The organism is Azohydromonas caseinilytica (assembly GCF_012927045.1).
Taxonomy (GTDB): domain Bacteria; phylum Pseudomonadota; class Gammaproteobacteria; order Burkholderiales; family Burkholderiaceae_C; genus Azohydromonas; species Azohydromonas caseinilytica.
In genome coordinates, this window is the sequence record NZ_JABBFW010000004.1 from 38212 (window position 1) to 63367 (window position 25156).

25 protein-coding genes and 2 tRNA genes are annotated in these 25156 nt (G+C 72.2%); 13 read left to right on the forward strand and 14 right to left on the reverse strand.

Going from position 1 to position 25156, the window contains the following annotated elements:
• Positions 1–72 precede the first annotated feature (72 nt).
• The 3 genes from adh to HHL10_RS07355 form a co-directional block, all read right to left on the reverse strand.
• Complete coding sequence (gene adh / locus HHL10_RS07345) at positions 73–1593, reverse strand: aldehyde dehydrogenase (protein ID WP_169159702.1); 1521 nt, start codon at positions 1591–1593, stop codon at positions 73–75.
• Between the two features lie 317 nt (positions 1594–1910).
• A complete protein-coding gene (dinB, locus tag HHL10_RS07350; RefSeq protein WP_169159703.1) occupies positions 1911–3167 on the reverse strand; it encodes a DNA polymerase IV in 1257 nt (418 codons plus the stop codon).
• An 88-nt stretch (positions 3168–3255) separates the two neighbouring features.
• Complete coding sequence (locus tag HHL10_RS07355) at positions 3256–4002, reverse strand: OBAP family protein (RefSeq protein WP_169159704.1); 747 nt, start codon at positions 4000–4002, stop codon at positions 3256–3258.
• A 247-nt stretch (positions 4003–4249) separates the two neighbouring features.
• Between HHL10_RS07355 and HHL10_RS07360 the strand changes: the two genes are divergently transcribed.
• Positions 4250–4516 (forward strand): hypothetical protein, encoded by a 267-nt coding sequence (locus tag HHL10_RS07360; RefSeq protein WP_169159705.1) that lies wholly within the window; start codon positions 4250–4252, stop codon positions 4514–4516.
• Positions 4517–4647: 131 nt separating this feature from the next.
• Positions 4648–5520 carry a universal stress protein gene (locus HHL10_RS07365; RefSeq protein WP_169159706.1) on the forward strand — a complete coding sequence of 291 codons (873 nt, stop codon included), beginning with the start codon at positions 4648–4650 and terminating at the stop codon, positions 5518–5520.
• 141 nt (positions 5521–5661) lie between these two features.
• On the opposite strand, the gene HHL10_RS07370 is transcribed toward HHL10_RS07365, so the two are convergent.
• Positions 5662–6033, reverse strand: coding sequence for an HPF/RaiA family ribosome-associated protein (locus tag HHL10_RS07370; protein ID WP_169159707.1), 372 nt, complete (start codon positions 6031–6033; stop codon positions 5662–5664).
• 103 nt (positions 6034–6136) lie between these two features.
• Between HHL10_RS07370 and HHL10_RS07375 the strand changes: the two genes are divergently transcribed.
• The 3 genes from HHL10_RS07375 to HHL10_RS07385 all read left to right on the forward strand — a co-directional run bounded on the left by HHL10_RS07375 (position 6137) and on the right by HHL10_RS07385 (position 9364).
• Positions 6137–7888: an ATP-dependent DNA ligase gene (locus tag HHL10_RS07375; RefSeq protein WP_169159708.1), complete on the forward strand. Its 1752-nt coding sequence runs from the start codon at positions 6137–6139 to the stop codon at positions 7886–7888.
• Positions 7885–8931 (forward strand): patatin-like phospholipase family protein, encoded by a 1047-nt coding sequence (locus tag HHL10_RS07380; protein WP_169159709.1) that lies wholly within the window; start codon positions 7885–7887, stop codon positions 8929–8931. The genes HHL10_RS07375 and HHL10_RS07380 overlap by 4 nt, the downstream gene beginning before the upstream one ends.
• A gap of 97 nt (positions 8932–9028) precedes the next feature.
• Positions 9029–9364 carry a hypothetical protein gene (locus HHL10_RS07385; protein WP_169159710.1) on the forward strand — a complete coding sequence of 112 codons (336 nt, stop codon included), beginning with the start codon at positions 9029–9031 and terminating at the stop codon, positions 9362–9364.
• A 65-nt stretch (positions 9365–9429) separates the two neighbouring features.
• Here HHL10_RS07385 and HHL10_RS07390 read toward each other — a convergent pair whose 3' ends face one another.
• The 6 genes from HHL10_RS07390 to HHL10_RS07415 all read right to left on the reverse strand — a co-directional run bounded on the left by HHL10_RS07390 (position 9430) and on the right by HHL10_RS07415 (position 14310).
• On the reverse strand, positions 9430–10002 hold the full coding sequence (locus HHL10_RS07390) for a hypothetical protein (RefSeq protein WP_169159711.1): 573 nt from the start codon (positions 10000–10002) through the stop codon (positions 9430–9432).
• Positions 10003–10131: 129 nt separating this feature from the next.
• Entirely contained in the window at positions 10132–10578 is a 447-nt protein-coding gene (locus HHL10_RS07395) for a CBS domain-containing protein (protein ID WP_169159712.1), read from the reverse strand.
• Positions 10579–10640: 62 nt separating this feature from the next.
• The gene (locus HHL10_RS07400) at positions 10641–12029 is read right to left on the reverse strand and encodes an amidohydrolase family protein (protein WP_169159713.1); all 1389 of its coding nucleotides are present in this window, start codon (positions 12027–12029) and stop codon (positions 10641–10643) included.
• The gene (hutG, locus tag HHL10_RS07405; RefSeq protein ID WP_169159714.1) at positions 12019–12822 is read right to left on the reverse strand and encodes an N-formylglutamate deformylase; all 804 of its coding nucleotides are present in this window, start codon (positions 12820–12822) and stop codon (positions 12019–12021) included. Before hutG ends, HHL10_RS07400 begins: the two co-directional genes overlap by 11 nt.
• Entirely contained in the window at positions 12819–13889 is a 1071-nt protein-coding gene (locus tag HHL10_RS07410; protein ID WP_169159715.1) for an asparaginase, read from the reverse strand. The genes hutG and HHL10_RS07410 overlap by 4 nt, the downstream gene beginning before the upstream one ends.
• 73 nt (positions 13890–13962) lie before the next feature.
• Positions 13963–14310, reverse strand: coding sequence for a hypothetical protein (locus HHL10_RS07415; RefSeq protein ID WP_169159716.1), 348 nt, complete (start codon positions 14308–14310; stop codon positions 13963–13965).
• Between the two features lie 506 nt (positions 14311–14816).
• Between HHL10_RS07415 and HHL10_RS07420 the strand changes: the two genes are divergently transcribed.
• From HHL10_RS07420 to HHL10_RS07430, 3 genes are all read left to right on the forward strand, one after another.
• Positions 14817–14892: transfer RNA gene (locus HHL10_RS07420), tRNA-Gly, on the forward strand.
• Positions 14893–14950: 58 nt separating this feature from the next.
• Positions 14951–15026 (forward strand) — tRNA-Gly (locus HHL10_RS07425).
• A 126-nt stretch (positions 15027–15152) separates the two neighbouring features.
• Positions 15153–16337: an alpha/beta hydrolase gene (locus HHL10_RS07430; RefSeq protein WP_169159717.1), complete on the forward strand. Its 1185-nt coding sequence runs from the start codon at positions 15153–15155 to the stop codon at positions 16335–16337.
• Positions 16338–16407: 70 nt separating this feature from the next.
• On the opposite strand, the gene HHL10_RS07435 is transcribed toward HHL10_RS07430, so the two are convergent.
• Both HHL10_RS07435 and HHL10_RS07440 read right to left on the reverse strand, forming a co-directional pair.
• Positions 16408–16968, reverse strand: coding sequence for an HU family DNA-binding protein (locus HHL10_RS07435; RefSeq protein ID WP_169159718.1), 561 nt, complete (start codon positions 16966–16968; stop codon positions 16408–16410).
• Entirely contained in the window at positions 16965–17210 is a 246-nt protein-coding gene (locus HHL10_RS07440) for a hypothetical protein (RefSeq protein ID WP_169159719.1), read from the reverse strand. Before HHL10_RS07440 ends, HHL10_RS07435 begins: the two co-directional genes overlap by 4 nt.
• 66 nt (positions 17211–17276) lie before the next feature.
• Here HHL10_RS07440 and HHL10_RS31125 point away from each other — a divergent pair, with 66 nt between their 5' ends.
• The gene (locus HHL10_RS31125; protein ID WP_169159720.1) at positions 17277–17495 is read left to right on the forward strand and encodes a hypothetical protein; all 219 of its coding nucleotides are present in this window, start codon (positions 17277–17279) and stop codon (positions 17493–17495) included.
• A gap of 120 nt (positions 17496–17615) precedes the next feature.
• Positions 17616–19238: an IclR family transcriptional regulator domain-containing protein gene (locus HHL10_RS07450; RefSeq protein ID WP_169159721.1), complete on the forward strand. Its 1623-nt coding sequence runs from the start codon at positions 17616–17618 to the stop codon at positions 19236–19238.
• Positions 19239–19413: 175 nt separating this feature from the next.
• Here the strand turns inward: HHL10_RS07450 and HHL10_RS07455 are convergent, their stop codons facing one another.
• Positions 19414–19971: a hemerythrin domain-containing protein gene (locus tag HHL10_RS07455; protein ID WP_169159722.1), complete on the reverse strand. Its 558-nt coding sequence runs from the start codon at positions 19969–19971 to the stop codon at positions 19414–19416.
• 117 nt (positions 19972–20088) lie between these two features.
• Between HHL10_RS07455 and HHL10_RS07460 the strand changes: the two genes are divergently transcribed.
• Positions 20089–20859 (forward strand): Crp/Fnr family transcriptional regulator, encoded by a 771-nt coding sequence (locus HHL10_RS07460; RefSeq protein WP_169159723.1) that lies wholly within the window; start codon positions 20089–20091, stop codon positions 20857–20859.
• 77 nt (positions 20860–20936) lie between these two features.
• On the opposite strand, the gene HHL10_RS07465 is transcribed toward HHL10_RS07460, so the two are convergent.
• Entirely contained in the window at positions 20937–21842 is a 906-nt protein-coding gene (locus HHL10_RS07465) for a LysR family transcriptional regulator (RefSeq protein ID WP_169159724.1), read from the reverse strand.
• Positions 21843–22012: 170 nt separating this feature from the next.
• Between HHL10_RS07465 and mdlC the strand changes: the two genes are divergently transcribed.
• Positions 22013–23608 (forward strand): benzoylformate decarboxylase, encoded by a 1596-nt coding sequence (gene mdlC / locus HHL10_RS07470; protein ID WP_169159725.1) that lies wholly within the window; start codon positions 22013–22015, stop codon positions 23606–23608.
• Between the two features lie 32 nt (positions 23609–23640).
• On the forward strand, positions 23641–25092 hold the full coding sequence (locus tag HHL10_RS07475) for an aldehyde dehydrogenase (protein ID WP_169159726.1): 1452 nt from the start codon (positions 23641–23643) through the stop codon (positions 25090–25092).
• Positions 25093–25156: the final 64 nt, after the last annotated feature.

Consider the following 25156-nt stretch of genomic DNA (forward strand, 5'->3'; position numbering starts at 1 on the left):
AAAGGCGGCGGACCAGGCCGCCGCCCCAAGCGTTGACATTCACTGGCGGGCCCGTCGCCGGGCCCGCGGCGATCAGAAGAAGCCCAGCGGCTGCTCGCTGTAGCTGACCAGCAGGTTCTTGGTCTGCTGGTAGTGGTCCAGCATCATCTTGTGCGTCTCGCGGCCGATGCCCGACTGCTTGTAGCCGCCGAAGGCCGCGTGGGCCGGGTAGGCGTGGTAGCAGTTGGTCCACACGCGGCCGGCCTGGATGCCGCGGCCCATGCGGAAGGCGGTGTTCATGTCGCGGCTCCACACGCCCGCGCCCAGGCCGAACAGCGTGTCGTTGGCGATGGCCAGCGCCTCTTCCTCGTCCTTGAAGGTCGTCACCGACAGCACCGGGCCGAAGATCTCCTCCTGGAAGATGCGCATCTTGTTGTGGCCCTTGAACACCGTGGGCTTGACGTAGAAGCCGCCCTCCAGGTCGCCGCCCAGGCTGTTGCGCTCGCCGCCGATCAGCACCTCGGCGCCTTCCTGGCGGCCGATGTCCATGTACGACAGGATCTTCTTGAGCTGCTCGTCGGAAGCCTGCGCGCCGATCATGGTGCTCTTGTCCAGCGGGTTGCCGGCCTGGATGGCGGCCACGCGCTTGACGGCGCGCTCGATGAAGGCCTCGTAGATCGACTCCTGCACCAGCGCGCGCGACGGGCAGGTGCAGACCTCGCCCTGGTTGAGCGCGAACATGGCGAAGCCTTCGAGCGCCTTGTCGAAGAAGGCGTCGTCCTTGGACATCACGTCGGCGAAGAAGATGTTGGGCGACTTGCCGCCCAGCTCCAGCGTCACCGGGATCAGGTTCTGGCTGGCGTACTGCATGATCAGCCGGCCCGTGCCCGTCTCGCCCGTGAAGGCGATCTTGGAGATGCGCTTGGACGAGGCCAGCGGCTTGCCGGCCTCCACGCCGAAGCCGTTGACGACGTTGATCACGCCCGCGGGCAGCAGGTCGCCGATGACTTCCATCAGCACCAGCACCGACACCGGCGTCTGTTCGGCGGGTTTCAACACGATGCAGTTGCCCGCGGCCAGCGCCGGCGCCAGCTTCCACACCGCCATCAGCAGCGGGAAGTTCCACGGGATGATCTGGCCGACCACGCCCAGCGGCTCGTGGAAGTGGTAGGCGTAGGTCTGGTGGTCGATCTCGCTGATGGTGCCTTCCTGCGAGCGCACGCAGCCGGCGAAGTAGCGGAAGTGGTCCACGGCCAGCGGCAGGTCGGCGGCCAGGGTCTCGCGGATGGGCTTGCCGTTGTCCCAGGTCTCGGCCGTGGCCAGCAGCTCCAGGTTCTGCTCCATGCGGTCGGCGATCTTGAGCAGGACGGCCGAGCGCTCGGTGGGCGAGGTGCGGCCCCAGGCGGCCTTGGCGGCGTGCGCGGCGTCCAGCGCGCGCTCGATGTCCTCTTCCGTGGAGCGCGGCACCTCGCAGAAGGCCTTGCCCGTCACCGGCGTGATGTTCTCGAAGTACTGGCCCCGCGCCGGCTCGACCCACTGGCCGCCGATGAAGTTGCCGTAGCGCTTCTTGAAGTTGACCGGGAAACCGAATTTGCCGGGTTCGAGCATGTCCATGCGTGTCTCCTGTGGGACGTTTGGAAAGACCCCCCGCTGCCTGCGCAGCCGCCGGGGTGTGTCGGGTTGCGGGGTTCTTCATTGCCAGGACCGTGCCAGGCCCCGAAAAAGGTCCTGGTCCTGCGCATTTCAGCTTCGCGGGTGTCCCGGGCTCAGGGTCATCACCGAGGCCGCGGCAGGCCCGTGACGCCGCCATGACGTCAGCACTGCTCCACGCCGGCCGCGCTGTCCCAGGCCGTCACAAGGCCTGACGTCAACAGGGATTTGCACGCATTTGCATATGCAACAACCACGCTCCGTGGCAGTGCGGATGGCGCTCAGGCCGGCGTGTCGAACAGCGGCAGCTCCGGCTGCGTGGGCAACGGGTTGCCGGGCGCGGCGGTTGCGGCCTTGCCGCGTGCCGGGCGGCGCGTGGCGGTGGACGCGGGCGCGTCGGCCCGCGACAGCGAGCCCGCGCGGATGCCCAGCAGCCGCAGCCGCCTGGTGAAGTCCACGCGCTTGAGGCACAGGCCCGCGGCGCGGCGGATCTGCACCGCGTCGGCCGTGGGCTGGTCCACGGTCAGGTCGCGCGTGACCGTGCGGAAATCCTCGAAGCGCAGCTTGATGCCGATGGTGCGGCTCAGGTAGCCCTTGCGCTGCAGGTCGTCGGCCACCTGCTGCGCCAGCCGCGTGAAGATGGCCGAGAGCTGCGCGCGGTCGCGCACGGCGTGCAGGTCGCGCTCGAAGGTGGTCTCGCGGCTGATGGACACGGGCTCGCTGTGCGTGACCACCGGGCGCTCGTCGATGCCGTGCGAGGCCTCGTACAGCCACTGCCCGTAGCTGCGGCCGAAGCGCTCGATCAGCCAGGCGGGCTCGCGCTGCGCCAGCTCGCCGATGCTGCGGATGCCCAGGGCCTCCAGCTTGGCGCCGGCCTTGGGGCCGATGCCGTTGATGCGCCGCACCGGCAGCGGCCAGATGCGCGCGGGCAGGTCGTCCAGGGTCAGCAGCGTCAGCCCGTCGGGCTTGTCCAGGTCGGAGGCGATCTTGGACAGCAGCTTGTTGGGCGTGACGCCGATGGAGCAGGTCAGCCCGGTGGCGGCGCGCACGTTGTTGCGGATCTCCTGCGCCACGGCGCGCAAGCCGCCCAGCGGGTCATGGCCCACGGGGTCTTGCACGCCGGGCAGGTCGCTCAGGTCGATGTAGATCTCGTCGATGCCGCGGTCCTCGATCACCGGCGCCACCTCCGCCACCGCGGCCTTGAACTGGCGCGACATGCGGCGGTAGGCGTCGAAGTCGGCGGGCAACAGCACCGCGTCGGGCGCGAGCTGCGCGGCCTTCATCAGGCCCATGCCCGAGTGCACGCCGTAGGCGCGCGCGGGGTAGGTGGCGGTGGTGACGACGCCGCGGCCGGCGTAGTCGCGCAGCCGCGCGAAGCGGCGGCTGCCGTCGGGCAGCTCCTCGGGCTGGTGCGCGCGCCGCCCGCCGATCACCACCGGCCGGCCGCGCAGCTCCGGATAGCGCAGCAGCTCCACGGACGCATAGAAGGCGTCCATGTCGAGGTGCGCGATCCAACGCGCTCGGCCCGGGCTGTGCATGTGTACAGGATAGCGGGCGGGCCAACATGCGGGCACGAGGCGCCGCAGGCCGCCAGCGACGATGTCGTCATCACGGCGCGCGTGCCGTTCACCTTCCCACCGCACTCGCCCCTGCATCCACCACGCCCGGTATCGGCTTGGCCCCCGGAAACGCTGCCGCCAGCGCATCCACACCCTGCTGCGGGCGCGCCAGCTTGACCAGCTCCTGGCGCTCGCGGCGTTTCTCGGCGGTGTCGATCTCCAGCTTCTGGTCGCGCCGCGCCAGCAGCTCGGGGCGCAGCTCGCCGTCGCGGTTGAAGCTCCAGGCCAGGTGCGCGGGGCCCAGCGGCAGCGCGTCCCCGTTCATCCAGACATGCCAGGTCTTGCCGTAGCTGTTCATCTTCCTGCGCATCAGCGCCACCTCGGCCACCGCCGGCAGCCCGGGCCCGACGAGCTGGCCGGAGAGGATCTCGGCGTTGTGCGGATGCCAGTAGCGCCGCTCCTCGGCCGGCAGCGTGCTGAACAGCTGTTCGGAAACGATGTACTCGATGCCGTTGAGCCGCGCCTCGGTGCCATGGCCGTCGAAGAGCACGCACTGCGCGAAGTCCTCGTTGACCTGGCGACAGAAGTGGTGCGCCTCCATCTGGTGCTGCGGGTCGTCCTTGAGCGGGTGGAAGCCCACGAGGTGGATGTCCATGGGCGCCAGCGGCGAGTCGTGCTGCAGCAGCTTGGCGCCGACCTCCAGCAGCCGCGTGGTGCCGGTCTTGGGCGCGCCGGGCGTGACCATCTCGGGCTGCGCGATGGCCGCGGCCACCGCCGCGAGCACCACCAGGAGGAAGAAGCGGGGCGAGCTCATGGACGTTCTCCTGCCGCCAGCCGGCATGTCGCCGCCGCAAAGCAACCGGGGTGCCTGCCGCCGCGAGCGCGGCACATGCAGGCCCCGGAGCCGCGGCGGGGCCCGGGCGCGCGGAGCGCATCGGCGTCCAGGGCTACCATCGCGGGTTTTCGGCGGCGCGACGAGCCGGCTGGCGCACGCCAGCGGCCCCGGACCGCCTCCATCCTCCCCAGCATTCGACCAACGTCCCGCGAGAAGGACCCGCAGCATGACCACCCCCGGCCTGATACGCCTCGCCCCGGGCCAGCGCCAACTGATCTTCAACACCGACGGCACCAATCCCCGCTGGTACCGCATCTTCAACCGCGGGCAGTCGGCCATGGGCGTGATCTATTCCAACAGCGTGGGCAACGCCGCTTCGCTGTCGCAGACCGTCGAGCCCGGCCGTTCCATGGACTTCCTGGCCTACCGGCTGGAGGTGCGCCACCTCATCGGCACCACGCCGCTGGACGGGCTGTACGAGGCGCTGCCCTAGCGCCGGGCCTGCGGTGCCGCTCCCGCTCCAGGGGCCACGTCCCTGCCCGCGGGGGCGCCTTGGGAGGCGGGCTAGCATGGGACGCCGCCGTGGGCGGCGCAGTGCCAATGCTTCACTCCAGGAGTCCCGTCATGAGCGACCTGCGCAGGATCGTGGTGCACCTCAGCGACAGCCCCCGCGCGCGCGCAGTGGCGTTGTGGGCCTCGTCGCTGGCCGACGAGCATGGCGCCGAGCTGCACGCCGTGCATGCGGTGGAGGCCACGCCCACGGCGGCCTACCTCACGCCCGAGGCCACCACCATCGCCACGCAGCTGAGCCTGGACAGCGACCGCACCCGCATCGAGCAGGCGCGCACGCTGGCCGAGGAACTGGGCCGGCAGCGCGGGCAGGCGCTGCCCTTTGAGAGCGTGCTGGGCGATCCGCTGCCCACGCTGCTGCGCCACGCGCGCAGCGCCGACCTGCTGGTGCTGGGCCAGCACGACCCCGAGACGCCCGACGGCACCGCCGCCGGCCTGGCCGGCCGCGTGCTGATGGGCGCAGGCTGCCCGCTGCTGTTCGTGCCTTACGCCGATGCCGATGGCGGCCCGCGCCCGGTGCGCAACGTGCTGGCGGCCTGGAACGACAGCCGCGAAAGCGCCCGCGCGCTGCGCGACGCGTTGCCGCTGCTGCGGCGCGCGCAGAACGTGGAGCTGGTGCGCTTCGTGCGCGGCGACGACGAGGTGCTGCCGCTGGAGCCGCTGCTGCAATACCTGGCGGCCCACGGCGTGCGCGCCTCCGGCAGCGTGCAGCGCAGCCGCGAGCCCTCGGTGGGCGAGCGGCTGCTGTCACCCTGGACGCCCGACGCCCCGGTGGCCGAGGCGCTGCTGTCGCGCGCCGCGGACCTGGACGCCGACCTCATCGTCATCGGCGGCTACGGCCACACCCGCGCCTGGGAGCTGGCCCTGGGCGGCGTCACGCGCACGCTGCTGCAGTCGATGACGGTGCCGGTGCTGATGTCGCACTGAAGCCCGGCCCGCTCCTGGATTGTTGATCCCAGGTTTACACCGGCCTCAATTGAAGGGCCGGAGTGAGAAAACTGTCATCTGCGGGGTGACAGTCCGGCGCCCGGTGCTGAGCGCCGGGCGCCGAGGGCGCTTGCTGGAGCCTCAAGCTTCCGGAAGCGCGTCCAGCCCGTCGCGGCGGATGGTCTCGCGCGCGTTCTTGGTCTTGTCCAGGGCCTTGCCCAGCGAGCTGTCGAGCACGCGCAGCAGCTTGTCGATGCAGCCGTCGATGGCCGCGCGCATGTCGCCGGCCTGGTGGCTGGCCGTGAGCTGGCCGTGGCCGGCGGCGCGGGCTTCCATCAGGCAGCGCTTGTCATCGTCGCCGAGCTTGGCGGCATTGCTGTCGCTCAGGTGCACTTCCACGCGGGTGATCTGGTCCAGGTAGCGGTCCAGTGACGAGTTCAGCAGCAGCTCGATCTCGCGCTCCATGTCTTCGCGGCCGGGGACGTGGTCGTCGGTGTTGACTTGGACTTGCATGGGTTCTCCTTGGGTTGGTTGCTTCAGGGCGGCTCGCGTGCGGGCCGCATGCCCGAGCCTATGGCAAGCGGCGTGCGCCTGGCCGCGGCGGCATGATGCGGCCATGCGCCTGTTCGCCCAGCTCTACGCCGAGCTCGACGCCCGCACCGCCACGCTGGAAAAGGTGGCGGCCCTGCGCCGCTACCTGGCCGCCGCGCCGCCGGCCGACGCGGCCTGGGCGCTGTACTTCCTGGCCGGCGGCAAGCCGCGCCAGAGCGTGCCCGGGGCGCTGCTGCGCGCCATGGCCTGCACCCTGGCCGGCATCCCGGACTGGCTGTTCGAGGAGAGCTACCAGGCCGTGGGCGACCTGGCCGAGACCATCGCGCTGGTGCTGCCGCCGCCGGCCAGCCGCGCGGGCGAGGAGGTGGGCCTGGCCGAGTGGGTCGAGACCCGGCTGCTGCCGCTGCGCGGCCAGCCGCCGCAGGCCCAGGCCCGGTGCCTGGCGCAGTGGTGGGGCGAGCTGGACACGCCCGCGCGCTTCCTGCTGTGCAAGCTCATTGGCGGGTCGTTCCGTGTCGGCGTGAGCAAGCTGCTGGTGCAGCGCGCGCTGGCCGAGCACGCCGGCCTGGACCCCAAGCTCATGGCGCAGCGCATGATGGGCTTCACCGACGCGAAGCAGCCGCCCAGCGCGGTGCGCTTCCTGGCGCTGCTGGCTGCCGACGACGGCACGGCGGCGCCGGCTGACAGCGGCCAGCCGTACCCCTTCTTCCTGGCCCATGCGCTGGAGGCACCGCCGCAGTCGCTGGGCACGCCGGCGGACTGGATCGTGGAGTGGAAGTACGACGGCATCCGCGCCCAGGTGGTGCGGCGCGCCGGGCAGTGCTGGATCTGGTCGCGCGGCGAGGAGCTCGTCACCGAGCGCTTCCCGGAGGTGGTGGCGCTGGCGCAGGCGCTGCCCGACGGCACGGTGGTGGACGGCGAGATCCTGGCCTGGCAGGACGGCCGCCCCGCGCCTTTCGCGCGGCTGCAGCAGCGCCTCAACCGCAAGACGCTGCCGCGCAAACTGCTGCAGGAGGCGCCGGTGACGCTGCTGGCCTACGACCTGCTCGAAGAGGGCGGCCACGACCTGCGCGGCGAGCCGCTGCTGCGCCGGCGCGAGCGGCTGGAGGCGCTGGGCGCGCGCACCGGGCTGCCGGTGTCGCCGCTGCTGGAGGGTGGCAGCTGGGAGGCGCTGGCGGCCGAGCGCGCCGCCAGCCGCGAGCGCGGCGTCGAGGGGCTGATGCTCAAGCAGCGCGCCGCGCCCTACGGCGCCGGCCGCACCAAGGCCGAGGGCCTGTGGTGGAAGTGGAAGATCGAGCCCATGACCGTGGACGGCGTGCTGGTCTACGCCCAGCGCGGCCATGGCCGGCGCGCCAGCGTCTACACCGACTACACCTTCGCGGTGTGGAGCCGCCCGCCGGCCGACGCCGCCGAGGCGCAGGCCGTGGTGGAGGCCATCGCCCGGGGCGCGCCGGCCGTGCCGGGCGCGCTGCAGCTCGTGCCCTTCACCAAGGCCTATTCGGGCCTCACCGACGCCGAGTTCGCCGCGGTGGACCGCGTCATCCGCGCCCACACCATCGAGAAATTCGGCCCGGTGCGCAGCGTGCGGCCGACGCTGGTGTTCGAGCTGGGCTTCGAGGACATCGCGCGCAGCCCGCGCCACAAGAGCGGCATCGCGCTGCGCTTCCCGCGCATGCTGCGGCTGCGCCCGGACAAGCCGCTGCACGAGGCCGACACGCTGGCCACGCTGCAGGCGCTGCTGCACATGCATGGCAGCGCCGCCACGGACGAGGCCGGCGCGCCGGGCGGGAACGACGATGAGGAGGGCATGGCATGAGCAACACGAACGCGGTGGAACCCCTGGCCATCGACCTCGCGCTGCAGGGCGGCGGCTCGCATGGCGCCTTCACCTGGGGCGTGCTGGACGCGCTGCTGGAAGACGGCTCGCTGCGCTTCTCGGGCATCTCCGGCACCAGCGCCGGGGCGCTCAATGCCGCGGTGCTGGCCACGGGGCTGGCGCGCGGCGGCAACGCGGGTGCGCGCGAGGCGCTGCACGCCTTCTGGGCCGACGTGGCGCGCGCGGGCCGCTGCTTCGGCGCGCTGCAGCCGCCGGCGCTGCCGGGCTGGACCGCGCCCGCGGGCGTGCCCGCGTGGGGCTGGACGCCGGCGGACTGGCTGGGCAGCTGGGCGCGCAGCTTCAGCCCGTACCAGCTCAATCCCTTCGGGCTCAATCCGCTGCGCGACGTGGTGGCGCGGCATGTGGACGTGGCGGCGCTGCAGTCCGGGCCGCCGGCGCTGTTCGTGATCGCGACGGCCGTGCACACCGGGCAGCCGCGCGTCTTCACCGGCGCGGCGCTGACGCTGGACGCGCTGATGGCCTCCACCTGCCTGCCGCACCTGTTCCGCGCCGTGGAGATCGACGGCGAGCCCTACTGGGACGGTGGCTATGTGGGCAACCCGGCGCTGTGGCCGCTGATCTACGAGACGCCGGAGGCCGACCTGCTGCTGGTCAAGATCGACCCGCTCAAGCGGCCGGCCACGCCGCGCACGGCGCTGGCCATTGCCGACCGCGTCAGCGAAATCGGCTTCAACTCGGCGCTGGTGGGCGAGATGCGCGCCATCGCCTTCGTGCAGCGGCTGCTGGCCGAGGAGCGCATCGAGCGCGGGCGCTACAAGGAGCTGCGCCTGCACATGATTGCCGACGAGGGCGAGCTCGCCACGCTGGACGCGGCCAGCAAGCTCGACACGCGCGCGTCCTTCCTGGAGTCGCTGTTCGGCATGGGCCGCGCAGCCGCGCAGCGCTGGCTGGCCGGGCACCGCGCCGACGTGGGCGTGCGCTCCTCGCTGGACATCGAGGCCACTTTCCTGGCGCCGCGCTAGGCGCTGCCCCGCCGGACGCTGAGGTCACATTCCCGCCGGCGCGGAAGGGAGGCGCTCTTTGCTACGCTGCCGCCCCTGTTCAAGAAGGAGTCGAAGAATGAAGGACCTGCCCGCGCGCGAGAAGATCGACATCGTCGAGAAGGTGGCCCAGTACCTGGTGCTCGCTGGTGCGCTGGACAAGAGCTCGCCGCTGGAAGACTACGAGCGCGCCAACGAGCTGTCGCTGGAGCTGGCGATGCTGCTGCCGGGGCCGCTGTACCGCAGCGTGGTCGAGGCGGCCACGCACCCGGGCGAGCGCCTGAACCCGGCCTCGGTGGCGCTGATGGTGCGCCAGGCCCTGTTCGACACCGCCGGCGAGGAGCAGCCGGTGCTGCTGGCCTTCCACGCGCCGGGTCTCGCCGACAAGGCGCCGCGCAGCAAGGCGCATCACTGAATGCCGAGAAAGCCCGGGGAACCGGGTTGGAGTCCGCGGGCCGCGAAAGCGGCCCTTTTCTTTGCTCAGCCCGCGATGTCCCGCCCCGGCCGGGTCGGGTCGTTGTCGGCGTTGTCGTGCAGGCGCTCCCAGGCGTCGCGCGCGGCGTGGCGGGCCTGGTTCCAGCCCAAGGCGGAGCCGGAGCTGGCGCGCTCGGCCTCCCAGCCGTGGCCCAGCTCGGACTCGACGCCGTCGTCCCAGCGGCGCGGGCCGCTCTGGCGCTCGTACATGGCCTCGCCGTACGCGTAGGCCGGGCCCCAGTCCTCGAAGCGCGCGCCTTCGGTCATGTAGGGGCGGCTGTTGTAGAGGCGACGCCAGTGGTCGCTGCTGCTGGTCTCGTGCCAGGAGCTCTCCGCCGTGCCGCCGGCCAGGGCACCGGCGATGGTGCCCAGCACCGCGCCGGCCAGGCTGCCCACCGGCCCGGCGGCGATGCCGGCCGCCGCGCCGACGGCGGCACCGCCCGCGGCGCCCAGGCCGGCGCCCAGCGGGTTGGTCGCGGCCTGCGCGGCCAGCGAGTCCATCGGGTCCTTGGATTCAGGCTCGTCCGCGCGGGACACGGCGCCGGTCGAGGCGGGGCGGGAGGCGGGGGACGTGGTCATGGCGGCAGGCTCTGTGGTCGTCGGGATGCCGCCATTGCAGCGCCGCGGGCCGGGGCGGCCCATAGTCCGCCGCCGTGCCCGCGTGTAGGACGGCACCGGGCCAGCCAGGCCCGCGGTGGCCGTCCGGGCTCAGATCTCGATGCGGTGGCCGGTGATGTAGTGCTCCAGCTGCTCGATCAGGAATTGCTGGTCGGAAATGATGTGCTTGACCAGGTCGCCGATGGAGATCAGCCCAAGCAGCTTGCCGTTTTCCATGACCGGCAGGTGGCGCAGGCGGTTCTGCGTCATCACCGCCATGCACTCCTCGGCCGTCTGGTGCGGGCCCGCGAACATGACGTTGGGCGTCATCACCTGGTTCACCGGTGTGCTCTGGGAGGCGCGCTCCTGCAGCACGATCTTTCGCGCGTAGTCGCGCTCGGAAAAGATGCCCACCACCGCATCGCCTTCCATCACCAGGACGGCGCCGATGTTCTTGTCGGCCATGAGCTTGACGGTCTCGAACACCGTGGTGTGCGGGCCCACGGAAATCACTTCCTGGCTGGGCTTGGACTTGAAGATCTCAAGGGCAGTGGTCATCGGCTCTCTCCTTCACGCGAAGTCGGACACAGGACGGTGCCGGTGTCCTTTGTAATCGTTTTTCAGAGGCTCCAGATGCTGCGCATGGCACGTTCGAAGCGCCCGGCGATGGACGCGCTGTGCGGATGCACGTGGTTGCGCACCACGAAGCGCCCGCCCACCACCGCGTCGCGCCAGGGCCGCCCCGGGCTGGAGAACACCAGCGCGTCGAGCAGCTGTGGCGAGGGCGTGCCCAGCAGGCTGGCGTCGGCGGTGTCGATGACCAGCAGGTCGGCGCGCGCGCCTTCCACCAGCCCCCAGCGCTCGATGCCGGCCGCCGCGGCGCCGCCCCGCTTGGCCATGGTGAACAGCCGTCCGGCGCCGGAGGTGCTGGGCGTGTTGGGCTTGGCCGGCCCCTGGCGCGCCTGGCGCAGCAGGCGCTGGCCGTAGTCCAGCCAGCGCAGCTCCTCGCGCCAGGTGCGCGTGACCTGGCTGTCCGAGCCCACGCCCACGGGCACGCCGGCCTCGATCCAGCGCGCCAGGTCGGCCAGGCCGTCGCCGAGGTTGGCCTCGCTGCTGGGACACAGCACCAGGCTGGCGCCGGCCCGGCCCACGGCCTGCACCTCCGCGTCATCGACATGCGTGGCATGCACCAGCGTCCAGTGCGGGGCGAGCAGCTCCTGCTCCACCAGCCACTCCACGGGGCGCAGGCCGGTGGCCTCGCGCCAGGCCTGCACGTAGGCGGCGTGCTCGGCGATCTGGATGTGCACGCGCAGGTCCGGCCCGGCCTCGCGCGCCAGGTGCGTCAGCGCCTGCGGCGTCACGGCCGAGAGGGCATGCACGCCCAGCCCCACGCACAGCATCGGCCGGCCGCTCCGGGGCAGCGCATGTGCCTCGCGCAGCGTCTGCTCCAGGTTGCGCGCGAAACGGCGCTGGGCGGCGGCCAGCGGCTGGCCGTTGTTGCCGCCGCTGTGCTCGCGCAGCACCGGCAGCAGCGTCAGCCCGATGCCGGCCTCCTGCGCCGCGTCGGCCAGGGCCCAGGCCATGCGGTGCGCGTCGGGGTAGGGCGTGCCGTCGGGCTGCCAGGGCAGGTCGTGGAACTCGACCACGTGCGTGTAGCCGCCGCTGAGCAGCTCCACGTACAGGTGCGCGGCCACGGCCTGCAGTGTCTCGGGCGTGAGCCGAGCGGCGACGTGGTCGCGCAGCGCGCCCCAGGTGTGCAGCCCGGCGCCGGGCGCGTCGAAGCGCTCGGCCAGGCCGGCGAAGGCGCGGTGGAAGGCGTGGCTGTGCGCGTCCACCAGTCCCGGCACCGCGGCGCCGCCCAGGGCCAGCGCGCCCGCCGGCGGCAGCCCGGCCTGCGGGCGCACCTCGCACCAGTGGCCGGTCGCGTCGCTGCGCAGCAGCACCTGCTCGGCCCAGCCGCCGGGCAGCCAGGCGCGCGGCGCCCACAGGTTGAGCGGCTCAAGATCCATCGGGCCTCCAGGCAATGAGCAGCTGCAGCATGCGCCGCAGCAGCGGCTCGATGCGCGCCACGCGCGCGCCGTCGAGCCGGTAGGGCGCGTCCTCGGCCATGTAGCAGCGCCAACACATTTCGAGCTGCACCGCGTGCAGGGCCTCGGCCGGGCGGCCGTAGTGGCGCGTGATGTAGCCGCCCTTGAAGCGGCCGTCGATGACGTGGCTGAACTCGTCCTGCGCGGCCAGCAGTCCGGCCAGCGCCTGGCGCAGCCCGGGGCCGCAGCTGCCGCCGTCGGCCGTGCCGATGTTGAGCGCGGGCAGCTCGCCCTCGAACAGCCAGGGCAGCTCGGACTTGATGCTGTGGCCGTCGAACAGCACCGCGTGGCCATGCTCGGCGCGCAGGCGCTGCAGCTCCTGGCGCAGCGTGTCGTGGTAGGGCTGCCAGTAGCGCTCGATGCGCCGGCGCAGCTCGGCCGCGTCCGGCGCCAGGCCGGGGCGGTACAGCGGCTCGCCGGTGAAGAAGTGCACCGGGCACAGCCCGGTGGTGTTGACGCCGCTGTACATCGGCGTGTCCTCGCGTGGGCGGTTGAGGTCGATGACGTAGCGGCTGTAGCGCGGCACCAGCACCGTGGCGCCGAGCTCGCGCGCGAAGGCGTACAGCGGCTCCAGGTGCCAGTCGGTGTCCTCGACCTCCAGCGCGCGCGGCACGAAGCGCGGCTGCAGCTCCGGCGGGATCTCGGTGCCCACGTGGGGCAGGCTCAGCAGCAGCGGCGTGGTGCCGCGGTGCAGTGAAAGGACGGGCTCGTTCATCCCGGCAGGCTCCCCGGTGTGCGGCGCGCGGCCGCATCCGCGGGCCGCAAGGCTTCGGTAGCACGCAGCGCGCCCACTTCCAGCCCTTGCCAGTTGATGAGACGGCGCGGGTTCCAGTCGCCCACGGCGGCGGCAGCAGCGTCGTCCAGCGGCAGCAGCGCCTGCGCCAGCGCGGCCAGCGCGGCTTCCGCGGCGCGGGCCGCGCCATCGTCGATCTTCAGCGCCACGCCCAGGCCCGCCTCGGGCAGCGCGGCGCAGTACATGCCCTCGGCGCCGACCTTGCAGCACAGCCGCTCGCCCAGCGCCTGCATCAGCTGCGTGTCCATGCGCTCGCTGCCCGCGACCAGGAAGGGGTGCCTGGCGATGGCCGCGCGCAGCCGCTGCGCGGCGCGGGCCAGCTCCGGCGGCAGCCCGACGCCGGTGCCGGCCCGCGCGAAGGCCAGCGCCAGGTGCCGCAGCGGGATGGCATGCGTGGGAATGGAGCAGCCGTCGGTGCCGCAGGGCGCCGTGGCGAGATCCCAGCCGGTGGCCGTCTGCAGCGCGTGCTCGACTTCGCGCATGAGCGGATGGCCGCGCCGGACGTAGCCGGCCACGAAGCCGCGCGGCTCCCGGCCACCGGCCAGGTGCGCGCCCAGGCACAGGAAGCCGGCATGCTTGCCCGAGCAGTTGTTGTGCAGTGGGCAGGGCTGCCGGCCGGCGGCGGCCAGGGCCCGCGCCGCGGGCTCGAAGTAGGGCCAGTGCGTGCCGCATTCCAGCGCGCCCTCGTCCAGCCCCGCGCGCTGCAGCACGGACCGCGCCGTGCGCACATGCGCCTCCTCGCCGCCATGCGAGGCGCAGGCCAGCGCCAGCGCCGCGTCGTCGAGATGGAAGGCATCGGCCGCGCCGCTGGCCACCAGCGGCAGCGCCTGCAGCAGCTTCACCGCCGAGCGCGGGAAGACGGGATGGTCGATGTCGCCCACCGACCACAGCACGCGCCCCTGGGCATCCACCACCGCGCAGGCGCCGCGGTGGCGGGACTCCACCACGCCGCCGCGCCAGGCCTCCACCAGCACCGGATTCGAGCTCACCAAGGACGACTCCACGGCAGTCACACCATGCGGGCATGGTAGCGACTGCAACCGGATTGCAAGAAAGGAGGGTTCAGGAACGGTGCAGGCCCATCTGGTGGCACAGGTCACGGATGTCCTGCCGCGCCTCCTCCAGGCCCGGGCGCAGCACGCGGCGCGCGTCGCCGTCGCGGCAGTCCGACAGCTCGCAGGCCTGCTCGGCCAGCGCCTCCAGCGCGCCCAGCGCCGCGGCCATGCCGTCCTCGCGGCCCCGCAGGTGCAGCGCGCGCGCCTGTTGGGACTGTTCGCTGAGCTGGTGCAGGCAGGCCCGCAGCTCCTCGGCCACGCCGCGCACCACGGCGCTGGCCTGCAAGGCCTGCATGCACTCGTTCTCGATCTTGGAGAGGCGACGGTAGATCTCGATCTCGGTGTGCGCGTCCATGGTTGCAACGGAGTGGGAACCCCGGAGAGTGGCAAGCGTCGTGCCCATGGTAGGCGTCAAGCCCGGGTGAGAGCCGAAGGGCATGTGGGCTTCGTGGTTGGCGAGGAGGGGCGGCGCGAGGCCTTGTGCCAGGATGCGCCGTGCCCGCGATGCGCCGCCCTTGCCGCTGCAGCGTGGGTCGATGGCGGCAGCGCGCCGCGGCCGAAAGGTTGGTCCATGCCAGGTTGCTGGCGCAACGGCATGGCGAGAACGAGGCTGGCGGCGGGTGTTTCGCCGTCCTGCGCTCCGGCGCTGTCCGTTATCGGGCGACCGCGCAGCGCGGCAGGCCGGAAGTTTTTTTGGTGCGGCCCTGAAAGGCTCGAAAAACTGTCATACAATGCGACCCACGCCAACGACGCAGCGATGCATCAAAGGCTCAGTCGATGAGCCAGCGAATGTATAATCTCTGTGTCGGCTGTCAGCGGCAGCTGACGGACACCCGGTTGCAGTGATGCGCCGAATCCCCTGCGGGAATAGCTCAGTTGGTAGAGCGCAACCTTGCCAAGGTTGAGGTCGCGAGTTCGAGCCTCGTTTCCCGCTCCATTGTGTCCGTCTTCAGCAGCTCACAGTCCGCCGGTCGCGGTGACGCACCGGACCCCCTGCGGGAATAGCTCAGTTGGTAGAGCGCAACCTTGCCAAGGTTGAGGTCGCGAGTTCGAGCCTCGTTTCCCGCTCCAAATCCGAAAAGCCGGCTTCCACCAGGGAGCCGGCTTTTTTCGTTGGGCCTTCCCTGGCCCTGCGCGCTTCCTGGGTATGACGCTTGCCGAAACGCGGCGCACCGTCATCTCTCCCCTGGAGTTCCCATGTTGCGCCTGCATCCCGCACCTTCGCGGCGTCTTTACGGCAAGCCGTTGCTGATTGCCACGGCCCTGTGCCTGGGCCTGGGCGCGGCTCTGCCCTGGCAGGCCGCCGTCGCCGCCGACAAGCTCGATCCCAAGACCGGCACCCGCTACAAGGCCGACAAGGACATGGCCAGCGTGCTCGACGCGCTGGCCGCCGCCAAGCCAAAACCCATCGAGACGCTCACGGTGGAGGAGGCGCGCAAGCAGCCCTCGATCGCCGATGCCTACGTGGCCGTGCTCAAGGCCAAGGACAAGAGCACCGACCCGGCCAAGCGCATCGAGAACGTCAACGTCAGCGACCGCACCATTCCCGGCGCGGCCGGCCCGCTGCCCGCGCGCGTATACACGCCCAACGAGGGCGGCGGTCCCTTCCCGGTGATCGTGTATTTCCACGGCGGCGGCTGGGTGCTGGGCAGCAAGGAGACCTATGACGCCGGTGCGCGCGGCCTGGCCGGCAAGGTCAAGGCCGTGGTGCTGTCGGTGGACTACCGGCTCGCGCCCGAGCACAAGTTCCCGGCGCAGCATGACGATGCGCTGGCCACCTACCGCTGGGTGGCGCAGAACGCCGCCGAGATCCAGGGCGATCCCAAGCGGCTGGCCCTGGTGGGCGAGAGCGCGGGCGGCAACCTGGCGCTGTCCACCGCCGTGGCCGCGCGCACCGCCGGCATGACGCCGCCGCAGGCCGTGGTCGCGGTCTACCCGGTGGTGCAAGTGACCAACATGGACACGCCCTCGTACCGTGACAGCGCGCAGGCCAAGCCATTGAACAAGGCCATGATGGGCTGGTTCGTCGACAAGGTGTTCACCTCGGCCGAGCAGCGCGACGACCCGCGCGTGAACCTGCTGCGCGCCGACCTCAGCGGCCTGCCGCCGACGACGGTGATCAACGCGCAGATCGACCCGCTGCGCAGCGACGGCGACCTGCTGATCGAGGCGCTGCGCAAGGCCAACGTCTCGACGGTGCACCGCATCTACGACGGCGTCACGCACGAGTTCTTCGGCATGGAGCATGTGCTCAACGACGCGCGCGACGCGCAGCGCCTGGCCGCCAAGGAACTGCGCCAGGGCTTCGAGCGGTCCATGCGCGTGTCCGACGTCAACGCCGACAACCAGAAGATCAACGAGAGCGAGAAGAAGGCACGCTGAGGGCCGGCGCCACGAAAAAAGCCCCGCGCTGCGGGGCTTTTTCGCAAGGGGCTCGCAACGGCCCGGCGGGTCAGGCCTTCTTCGCGGCGGCCTTCTTGGCAGCGGCCTTCTTGGCCGGGGCCTTGGCGGGAGCGGCGCTGGCATTGGCAGCGGCCTTGGTGGCCGGGGCCTTCGCGGCGGCCTTCTTCGCGGGCGCGGCGGCAGCCTTCTTGGCCGGGGCAGCGGTCTTCACCGGCGCGGCGGCGGTCTTGGCCGAGGCCTTCTTGGCCGGCGCGGCAGCCTTGGCCGAAGCCTTCTTGGCCGGGGCCTTGGCGGCCTGCTTGGCGGCGGCCTTCTCGGCGCGGGCCTTGGCGAACTTGGGATCGACCAGGCCGGCCAGCGCGGTCGAGGGCGTGAACTTCACCAGCTTGCGCGCGGCGATCTTGATCTTGTCGCCGGTGCTCGGGTTGCGGCCCACGCGCGCGGCGCGCTGGCCCAGCTTGAAGCTGCCAAAGCCGGAAATCGCCACCGGCTTGCCCTTCTTGAGCTCGGTGCACAGCGTATCGATCACGGTGTCCAGCATCCGGGCCGCGGCAGCCTTGGAGAGTTCGTGCTTTTCGGCCAGCAGGGCAGCCAGGTCGTTGCGGTTCATGCGTCTTCAGATCGTTGAAAAGCCGTGATTGTGACATTGGCCGCGCCATGGACCGCCGCACTTTTCACTTGGTTGCCGGCGCAATCACTGGGGCAGCCGCCGCTGCGCCGCCGCGTGCGCGCCGCATGGCAGCGATGGCGGCCCCGGGCATCGGGTGTTTTTGCCGCCCCGGCGAAAATATCGCCGCCCCGCGCCGCGCAATGCGTGGGCAGGCCGTGCATCGTCCCCGTGTCGGCAAACATCACCCGGCCCGCGACGCGCGGGCGCGCCGCTTGCAGCACTGCGGGCCCATGCTCCCAGGAGCTGCCATGACCGTTGCCGATACGCCCCGCCCGCCGGCCGCACCGTCGCCTGCGCCCGCCGATGCAAACGCCACCCCGGCCCCGGCCCCGGTGGACTGGGCCGAGGAGTCCACCGCCGGCGAGGAGGACCCGGGCGCCAGCCTGGACATGGGCCTGGATGCGCCCATCGACATGCCCCCGCCCGGCCCGGCGGTGCCCACGCCGTCCGCGCCGCCCAAGCCCTGAACCGCCGCGGTGAGGCCCGGCACTTTCTCGCGCCAACACAAAAATTCATCCCGGTGGCGTTACAAGCATTTGCACGGACCTTTAGGATGCGGCCCTTTTTCCATGCCACGGGAGTTTTGAATGAGTTCGTCCAGCCACGAGGGCACCGCGGCCCTGGACAAGGCGCTGGATGTACTGGATGCGATCGGCCGGTCGCCCCAGGGTCTGAGCCAGGCCGAGCTGTCGGCGCAGCTGCAACTGCCGCGCACCACGCTGTACCGGCTGCTGGCCGCGCTGGTGGCGCGCGACCTGGTGCGGCGCGATCCCCTGCGTCGCGTCTACGTGCTGGGCATGCGCTGTTTCGAGTACGCCCGCGCCGCCTATGCCATGCCCGACCTGGTGGCCGCGGCCGGGCTGGAGCTGCGCGCGCTGCGTGACCTCACCGGCGAAACCTCCTACCTGTGCACGCTCGACGGCAAGGAGTCGCTGCTGCTGGAGCGCTGCGACGGGGCTCACAGCCAGCGTTCGGCCTCGGCGCTGGGCCAGCGCAAGCCGCTGCACTGCACCAGCCAGGGCAAGGCCATGCTGGCGGCGCTGCCCGCGCAGGCGCGCGACGCGCTGGTGCGCGAGCTGCCGCTGCCGGCGCAGACGCCCCACACCATCACCGACCGCCGCCGCTTGCAGGCGGAGCTCAAGCTCACCGCCGCGCGCGGCTGGGCCATCGACGATGAGGAGATCGTGCCGGGCGTGCGCTGCGTGGGCGCGCCCATCGTCGACAGCCAGGGCCGGCTGCGCGGCGCCATCAGCGTGGCCGGGCCGGCCTTCCGCCTCACGCGCGAGCGGCTGGAGCTGCTGGGGCCGGAGCTGGTGCAGGCCGCGCGCCGCGTGGGCGCGCAGCTGCAGGCCACGCGCGCCGCACCGGCGCCGGGCGAGCCCGAGGCTCTGGAAGGCGAGCGCGCCTTCCGCGGGCAGTTCCCGCGCTGGTCGGCGCGCGGACAGCGGCTGCTGTGGGCCGACACGCTGGCGCCGGCCGTGCATGCCTGCGCCGAGGGCAGGCAGGACCGCATCCTGGGCGACGCCGAGTTGCCCATCGAGGCGCTGCTGCTGCACCGGCGCGGCGTGCTGCTGGCGCTGGCCGAGGGCGCACTGCTGCTGGACGACGCGGGCGGCGCGCGGGCGCTGCCGGGCTGGCCGCGGCAGCGCCTGCTGGCCAGTTGCGTGCGCAGCGACGGCACGCTGTGGGCCTGCGTGGCCCAGGGCGAGCGCTGGCGCGTGGCGCAGCTCACGCCCGCGGGCGACTTCAGCGGCGGCTGGCTGCTGAGTGAGCCGGTGGCGGCGCTGGCCTGGGACGCGGAGGACGCGCTGGTGGCCGCAGCGCCGGAGTCGGGCACGCTGTACCGGCTGGAGCAGCGCGGCCCCGGCGGCGGCGTGCGCCGCCTGGCCACCGTGCCCCGCGCCTCGGGCCGGCTGTCCGGGTTGGCGCTGGATGCCGAGGGCGGCATCTGGTCGGCGCTGCACGAGGGCTGGAGCGTGATGCGCTTTGCCGCCGACGGCAGCGTCGATCGCGTGCTGGGCCTGCCCGTGCCCAATCCCACCGACCTGGCCTTCGGCGGGCCCGAACTGCAGCGGCTCTACGTCACCACCGCGCGCGACGGCGTGCCGCTGGAGGCGCTGGCCAACGCGCCGCTGTCGGGGCGGCTGTTCCAGCTGCCCGCCGACGTGGCGGGCCTGCCCACGCACGAGCTGGACTGGCCGCTGGATTGATGCCGGCTCTTGCTTGTCACTGAAGCATTCCGTTCGTCCTGACCCTTCGGTACCTCAGGGCCGCGGCCGGCCTCTGGCCGGATCGAAGGATGAACGGCCCTTGCCAGGGCGCAGCCATCTCCGCCTGACGGACTCGCCCTTCGATACCTCAGGGCGAACGGGTCAGTGGGCCGCGTTACTGCGGCTTGACGCCGCGCCGCGTCGCCATCTCCCGCCCCATCGCTTCCCGCTGCGCCTCACCGTCGGCGGCGCCCTCCTGCTGCGCCCGGGCGCCGGGGAAGGCCAGGCCGTCCTCCAGCTCCAGGTGCCCGTCGTGCGCCTGCACGAAGTCCTGGGCCACCTGGGGCAGGGCGGGCGACACCTCGCCGCGCTGCAGTGCCTGCAGCGCGGGCTCCAGGGCCTGCCAGCTGGCGCGGATGCGCTCGTGGTCCGACAGCATGCGCTGCGCCGCCGCCTGCAGCGCCGCATCGGCGCTGGCGCGCAGCAGCGGCAGCACATGGCGCTCCTCGTCCTCGTGGTGCGCCGGGGCGGCCACATTGAAGTAGCGGGCCACGTCGCGGGCGGCGTCGCGGGCCTGGGCATCGGCCCCATGCTGGTCCACATGCGCCACCAGGCGCTGCAGCAGATCCAGGCTGCGGCGCACGCGGTCATGGCAGGCGGCCAGCACCTCGAAAGGCTCGTCGAAGCCGGCGGCGGGGCTGTGCAGCCCGGGCAGAGAAGATGTAGCGCTCATGCCGGAATTGTCATGCTGCACCCGCACAGGAAGCGGTTGATCTGCCGCAAGCCCGGGAGCAGGGGGCTGGGAGAGTATCCCGCTCATTCTTCCGTGAACGGACCGCTCCTCCAGGCCATGTCATCCCTTCCCGCTTCTTCGCTGCTCACGCCGGGCCTGCCCCGGACCGCCGCGCGCGCGGCGACACGCTCCGCTGCCTCGCGCCGCAACTGGGCCGCGCTGCTGGACGCGCCCGCGCTCGGTCCGGCCGAGGCGCAGGCGCTGGACGCCATCGCCCAGGTGCGCACCGTCGCCGCGGGCGCCCTGATCTACACCCGGCGCGACCCGGCCCACTCGCTGGTGGCGCTGCTCGAAGGCGATGCCGCGCTGGGTCTGCGCCAGGGCGACGGGCAGTTCCGCATCGAGCGCATGGTGCATGCGCCGGGCTGGCTGGACCTGGCTTCGGCCTGGCTGTCGGGCACGCACTCGCTGGACGCGCAGGCCGTCTCCGACGTCACGCTGGTGGAGCTGCCGCGCACGGCGCTGACCGCGCTGCTGGACGACGACGTGCAGCTGGCCGCGCTGCTGATCCAGGCGCTGGCGCGCGAGGTGCGCACGCTCACGCTCAACACCCACGAGCTCATGCACAAGGACGCGCCGGCGCGGCTGGCGGCCTGGCTGCACCAGCGCTGCGCGCCGCTGCCCGAGGTGCCGGACCAGGGCCATGTGCTGCTGCGCGAGCGCAAGCGCGACATCGCTTCGCAGCTGGCCATCACGCCCGAGACGCTGTCGCGCCTGATGCGCAGCTTCATGACGCAGGGCGTCATCGACGTCGCCGGCTACAACGTGCGCGTGCTGGACCTGCCCGCGCTGCGCAAGCTGGCGCAGGACGAGGCGGTGGCGGCCTGAAGCTGCGGCGCGCACGCTCACTCCCTGTTCGGCCCCTCTTCCGCCTGGGGGGCGAGGGGTTTTTCGTTTCGGGCGCGTCAGGGCGCCGGCTGGCTGAACAGCCGCAGCACCAGCGCCCGCACCCAGCGCAGCGCCGCGTCGGCCTCGAAGCGCCGGCTCCAGTGCAGCGAGACGGTGAAGTCGGGCTGCGGCAGCGCCGGCTCCACCAGCACGCAGCCGCCCTGCTGCACGAAATCCAGTGCCACGTCGCGCGGCAGCACCACCGCCAGCGCCGTGCTGCGCACGATGGCCGGCAGCGCCAGGAAGTTGCCGCAGGTCAGCCGCACCCGCTCCTGCAGGCCCAGCTGCTGCAGGATGCGCAGCGTCTCGCCATGCGAGCGCACCGCCACCAGCTCCAGCGCCTGCAGCGAGCGCGCGTCCACCGTGCCGGCCGCCTGCGCCGCCAGCGGATGGCGCTCATTGACCAGCACCACGTAGCGGTCGCGCAGCAGCGCCACCTGCCGCGTCTCCAGCACCGTCGGCAGGAAGCCGATGGCCAGGTCCAGCTGGCCGCCGTCCAGCGCGGCGGCGATCTCGCCGTGCGGCAGCCACAGGCTCTGCACCGTGATGCCGGGCGCCTCGCGGCCCAGCGCCGCCATCAGCGGCGGCAGGAAGCGCGCCTCGCCGATGTCGCTCAGGTGCAGCCGCAACGGCATGCGCGAGGCCGCCGGATCGAACTGCTCGAACTCGCCCAGCGCCTGCTCCAGCGTGCCCAGCGCCGCCTGCACCGCCGCGGCCAGCCGCTGCGCCCGCGGCGTGGGCCGCACCCCGCCCGCGGCACGCATGAACAGCGGGTCCTTCAGTTGTAGCCGCAGCCGTGTCAGGCCCTGGCTGGCCGCGGGCTGAGACAGGTTCAGTGCCTCGGCGGCACGGCTGACGTTGCGCAGCCGGTACACCGCATCGAAGAGGCGCAGCAGGTTCAGGTCCAGGTTTTCAACGTGCATGGGAAGGAACGGCAGGAGAGGGTGCCCGCGGGCGCCCTCGCGCACGGGCCGAGCCCGCCACGCGGCCGGCGTCATGCATGGCATGGATGAGACTTAGAAGTCTCATCTTATTGAGGCATGAGAGGCGGACGCGCACACTGCCGGCTCGCCGTTCCCTGGAGCCTTGACTGATGAGCACTTCCGCCGAGCAACCCACCGTGCGCGAGGCCGTGATCGCGCTGCTGCGCGACTTCGGCATGACCAAGATCTTCGGCAACCCCGGCTCCACCGAGCTGCCGCTGTTCCTCGACTTCCCCGAGGACTTCTCCTACGTGCTGGGCCTGCAGGAGGCGGTGGTGGTGGGCATGGCCGACGGGCATGCGCAGGCCACGCGCAATGCCGCCTTCGTGAACCTGCACTCCGCCGCCGGCGTGGGCCATGCGATGGGCAACATCTTCACGGCCTTCAAGAACCGCACGCCGATGGTGATCACGGCCGGGCAGCAGGCGCGATCCATCCTGCCCTACGAGCCCTTCCTGTACTCGGGTCAGGCCACCGAGCTGGCCAAGCCCTACGTGAAGTGGAGCATCGAGCCCGCGCGCGCCGAGGACGTGCCGCATGCCATCGCGCGTGCCTACTACCTGGCGATGCTGCCGCCGCGCGGCCCGGTGCTGGTGTCGATCCCGTCGGACGACTGGAACAAGCCTTGCGATTTCATCGCGCCGCGCCGGGTCAGCACGCAGCTGCGGCCCGAGCCCGCGCTGCTGGAGGCCATCGGCGCGCAGCTCGATGCCTGCGAGCGCCCGGCCTTCGTCATCGGCGCCGCGGTGGACCGCGACGCGGCCTGGCAGGAGACGGTGCAGCTGGCCGAACGCCACAACGCCCGCGTGTTCGTGGCGCCCATGTCCGGGCGCTGCGGCTTCCCGGAGGACCACCGCCTCTTCGCCGGCTTCCTGCCCGCCATGCGCGAGCGCATCGTGGGCAAGCTCGCCGGCCACGACTTCATCTTCGCCATCGGCGCGCCGGCTTTCACCTACCACGTGGAAGGGCAGGGCCCGCACATTCCCGAGGGCGCGACGCTGGCGCAGCTGATCGAGGACCCGGCCACGGCCAGCTGGACGCCGCTGGGCACCTCGGCCGTGGGCGGCATCCGCCTGGGCTTGCAGGACCTGCTGGCGCGGCCCGCGCCGCGAGCGCGCCCGCTGCCGCCGGCACGCCCGGTCCGGCCGCGGGCCGAGCCGCCGGCGCCGGGCGAGCGGCTGTCGGTGGCCTACGTGCTGCAGACGCTGGATGAGCTGCGCCCGCGCGACTCCATCGTGGTCGAGGAGGCGCCCAGCTCGCGGCCGGTGATGCACGAGTACCTGCCGATCTACGAGAGCGAAACCTTCTACACCATGTGCAGCGGCGGCCTGGGCCACTCCATGCCCGCGGCGGTGGGCGTGGCGATGGCCAAGACGCGGCAGCGCGTGATCGGCCTCATCGGCGACGGCTCGGCCATGTACTCGATCCAGGCGCTGTGGAGCGCGGCGCAGATGCAGCTGCCCATCACCTTCGTGATCCTGAAGAACCGCCGCTACGCCGCGCTGCAGGAGTTCGCCGGTGTCTTTGGCTTCAAGCCCGGCGACCGGCTCGAAGGCACGGATCTGCCTGACCTCGACTTCGCCGGCCTGGCACGGGCGCAGGGCGTGGAAGGCGTGCGCGTGGAGACGGCGCAGCAACTGGGTGAGGCGCTGACGGCCGCGCTGGGCTCGACCCGGCCGGTGCTGGTGGAAGTGGAAGTGGCCTGAACGGGCACAGCCCCATCAAGAGGAGACAAGACATGAACCGCATCGACCTGTGGATCGACGGCGAGGCCCGCCGGGCCGGCAACGGCGCCACCTTCGAGCGCCGCAACCCGCTGGACGGCGGCGTTGCCACCGAGGCGCCTGCCGCCACGGTGGCGGACGCGGTGGCGGCGGTGGACGCGGCGGCGCAGGCCTTCAAGAGCTGGTCGCTCACCGGGCCCGCCGAGCGCCGCGCCCTGCTGTCCAAGGCCGCCGACGCGCTGGAGGCGCAGGGTGAAGCCTTCGCCCAGGCCATGGCCGCCGAGACGGGCTCGTCCGCGATCTGGGCCGGCTTCAACGTGCACCTGGCGGCGGACATGCTGCGCGAGGCCGCGGCCATCACCACGCAGATCGGCGGCGAGGTGATCCCGTCCAACGTGCCGGGCAGCGTGTCGATGGCGGTGCGCCAGAGCGCGGGCGTGGTGCTGGCCATCGCGCCGTGGAACGCGCCGGTGATCCTGAGCGTGCGCGCCATCGCCGTGGCGCTGGCCTGCGGCAACACCGTGGTGCTCAAGGGCAGCGAGATCTGCCCGGCCACGCATGGGCTGATCGTCAAGGCCTGCCAGCAGGCCGGCTTCCCGCGCGGGGTGGTGAACTTCGTCACCAACGCCCCGGCCGACGCCGGAAAGATCGTCGAGGCCATGGTCGCGCACCCGGCGGTGCGGCGCGTGAATTTCACGGGCTCCACGCGGGTGGGAAAACTCATCGCCGCGACCTGCGCCAAGCACCTGAAGCGCAGCGTGCTGGAGCTGGGCGGCAAGGCGCCGCTGGTGGTGCTGGACGATGCCGACATCGACGCGGCGGTGGCGGCCGCCACCTTCGGCGCCTTCGCCAACTCGGGGCAGATCTGCATGTCCACCGAGCGGCTTATCGTGGACGAGGCGGTGGCCGACGAGTTCGTGGCCAAGCTCGCGGCGCGTGCCCGGGCGCTGCCGCTGGGCGATCCGCGCCAGGGGCCGGTGGTGCTGGGCTCGGTGGTGGACATGGCGACAGTGCACCGTTGCAACGAGCTGATCGATGACGCCCTGGCCAAGGGCGCCAAGCTGGTGTGCGGCGGCAAGGCCGACAGCACGCTCATGCCCGCGACGCTGCTGGACCACGTGACGCGCGAGATGCGCCTCTACCACGAGGAGAGCTTCGCGCCGGTGAAGGCCATCGTGCGGGTGAAGGGCGTGGACGCGGCGGTGGACTGCGCCAACGACAACGACTACGGGCTGTCGGCGGCGGTGTTCGGGCGCGACATCGCACGCGCGATGCAGGTGGCGCAGCGCATCGAAAGCGGCATCTGCCACGTCAACGGCCCGACGGTGCACGACGAGGCGCAGATGCCCTTCGGCGGCGTCAAGGGCAGCGGCTGGGGCCGCTTCGGCGGCAAGGCCGGCATCGACGAGTTCACCGAGCTGCGCTGGATCACGGTGCAGACGGGGCCGCGGCAGTACCCGTTCTGAGTTCTCCCAGCGCTGGCTCGGGGCCGCACCCTCACCCCAGCCCCTCTCCCGCGAGCGGGCGAGG

Coding starts and splice junctions, on each gene's coding strand:
- HHL10_RS07395 (WP_169159712.1), bottom strand. CDS start 10,578: ATGACCACTGCCCTTGAGATCTTCAAGTCCAAGCCCAGCCAGGAAGTG.
- HHL10_RS07440 (WP_169159719.1), bottom strand. CDS start 17,210: ATGTTTGCCGACACGGGGACGATGCACGGCCTGCCCACGCATTGCGCG.
- adh (WP_169159702.1), bottom strand. CDS start 1,593: ATGGACATGCTCGAACCCGGCAAATTCGGTTTCCCGGTCAACTTCAAG.
- HHL10_RS07360 (WP_169159705.1), top strand. CDS start 4,250: ATGACCACCCCCGGCCTGATACGCCTCGCCCCGGGCCAGCGCCAACTG.
- HHL10_RS07430 (WP_169159717.1), top strand. CDS start 15,153: ATGTTGCGCCTGCATCCCGCACCTTCGCGGCGTCTTTACGGCAAGCCG.
- HHL10_RS07475 (WP_169159726.1), top strand. CDS start 23,641: ATGAACCGCATCGACCTGTGGATCGACGGCGAGGCCCGCCGGGCCGGC.
- HHL10_RS31125 (WP_169159720.1), top strand. CDS start 17,277: ATGACCGTTGCCGATACGCCCCGCCCGCCGGCCGCACCGTCGCCTGCG.
- HHL10_RS07455 (WP_169159722.1), bottom strand. CDS start 19,971: ATGAGCGCTACATCTTCTCTGCCCGGGCTGCACAGCCCCGCCGCCGGC.
- HHL10_RS07450 (WP_169159721.1), top strand. CDS start 17,616: ATGAGTTCGTCCAGCCACGAGGGCACCGCGGCCCTGGACAAGGCGCTG.
- HHL10_RS07370 (WP_169159707.1), bottom strand. CDS start 6,033: ATGCAAGTCCAAGTCAACACCGACGACCACGTCCCCGGCCGCGAAGAC.
- HHL10_RS07435 (WP_169159718.1), bottom strand. CDS start 16,968: ATGAACCGCAACGACCTGGCTGCCCTGCTGGCCGAAAAGCACGAACTC.
- hutG (WP_169159714.1), bottom strand. CDS start 12,822: ATGAACGAGCCCGTCCTTTCACTGCACCGCGGCACCACGCCGCTGCTG.
- HHL10_RS07380 (WP_169159709.1), top strand. CDS start 7,885: ATGAGCAACACGAACGCGGTGGAACCCCTGGCCATCGACCTCGCGCTG.
- HHL10_RS07415 (WP_169159716.1), bottom strand. CDS start 14,310: ATGGACGCGCACACCGAGATCGAGATCTACCGTCGCCTCTCCAAGATC.
- mdlC (WP_169159725.1), top strand. CDS start 22,013: ATGAGCACTTCCGCCGAGCAACCCACCGTGCGCGAGGCCGTGATCGCG.
- HHL10_RS07465 (WP_169159724.1), bottom strand. CDS start 21,842: ATGCACGTTGAAAACCTGGACCTGAACCTGCTGCGCCTCTTCGATGCG.
- HHL10_RS07400 (WP_169159713.1), bottom strand. CDS start 12,029: ATGGATCTTGAGCCGCTCAACCTGTGGGCGCCGCGCGCCTGGCTGCCC.
- HHL10_RS07355 (WP_169159704.1), bottom strand. CDS start 4,002: ATGAGCTCGCCCCGCTTCTTCCTCCTGGTGGTGCTCGCGGCGGTGGCC.
- dinB (WP_169159703.1), bottom strand. CDS start 3,167: ATGCACAGCCCGGGCCGAGCGCGTTGGATCGCGCACCTCGACATGGAC.
- HHL10_RS07385 (WP_169159710.1), top strand. CDS start 9,029: ATGAAGGACCTGCCCGCGCGCGAGAAGATCGACATCGTCGAGAAGGTG.
- HHL10_RS07390 (WP_169159711.1), bottom strand. CDS start 10,002: ATGACCACGTCCCCCGCCTCCCGCCCCGCCTCGACCGGCGCCGTGTCC.
- HHL10_RS07460 (WP_169159723.1), top strand. CDS start 20,089: ATGTCATCCCTTCCCGCTTCTTCGCTGCTCACGCCGGGCCTGCCCCGG.
- HHL10_RS07365 (WP_169159706.1), top strand. CDS start 4,648: ATGAGCGACCTGCGCAGGATCGTGGTGCACCTCAGCGACAGCCCCCGC.
- HHL10_RS07375 (WP_169159708.1), top strand. CDS start 6,137: ATGCGCCTGTTCGCCCAGCTCTACGCCGAGCTCGACGCCCGCACCGCC.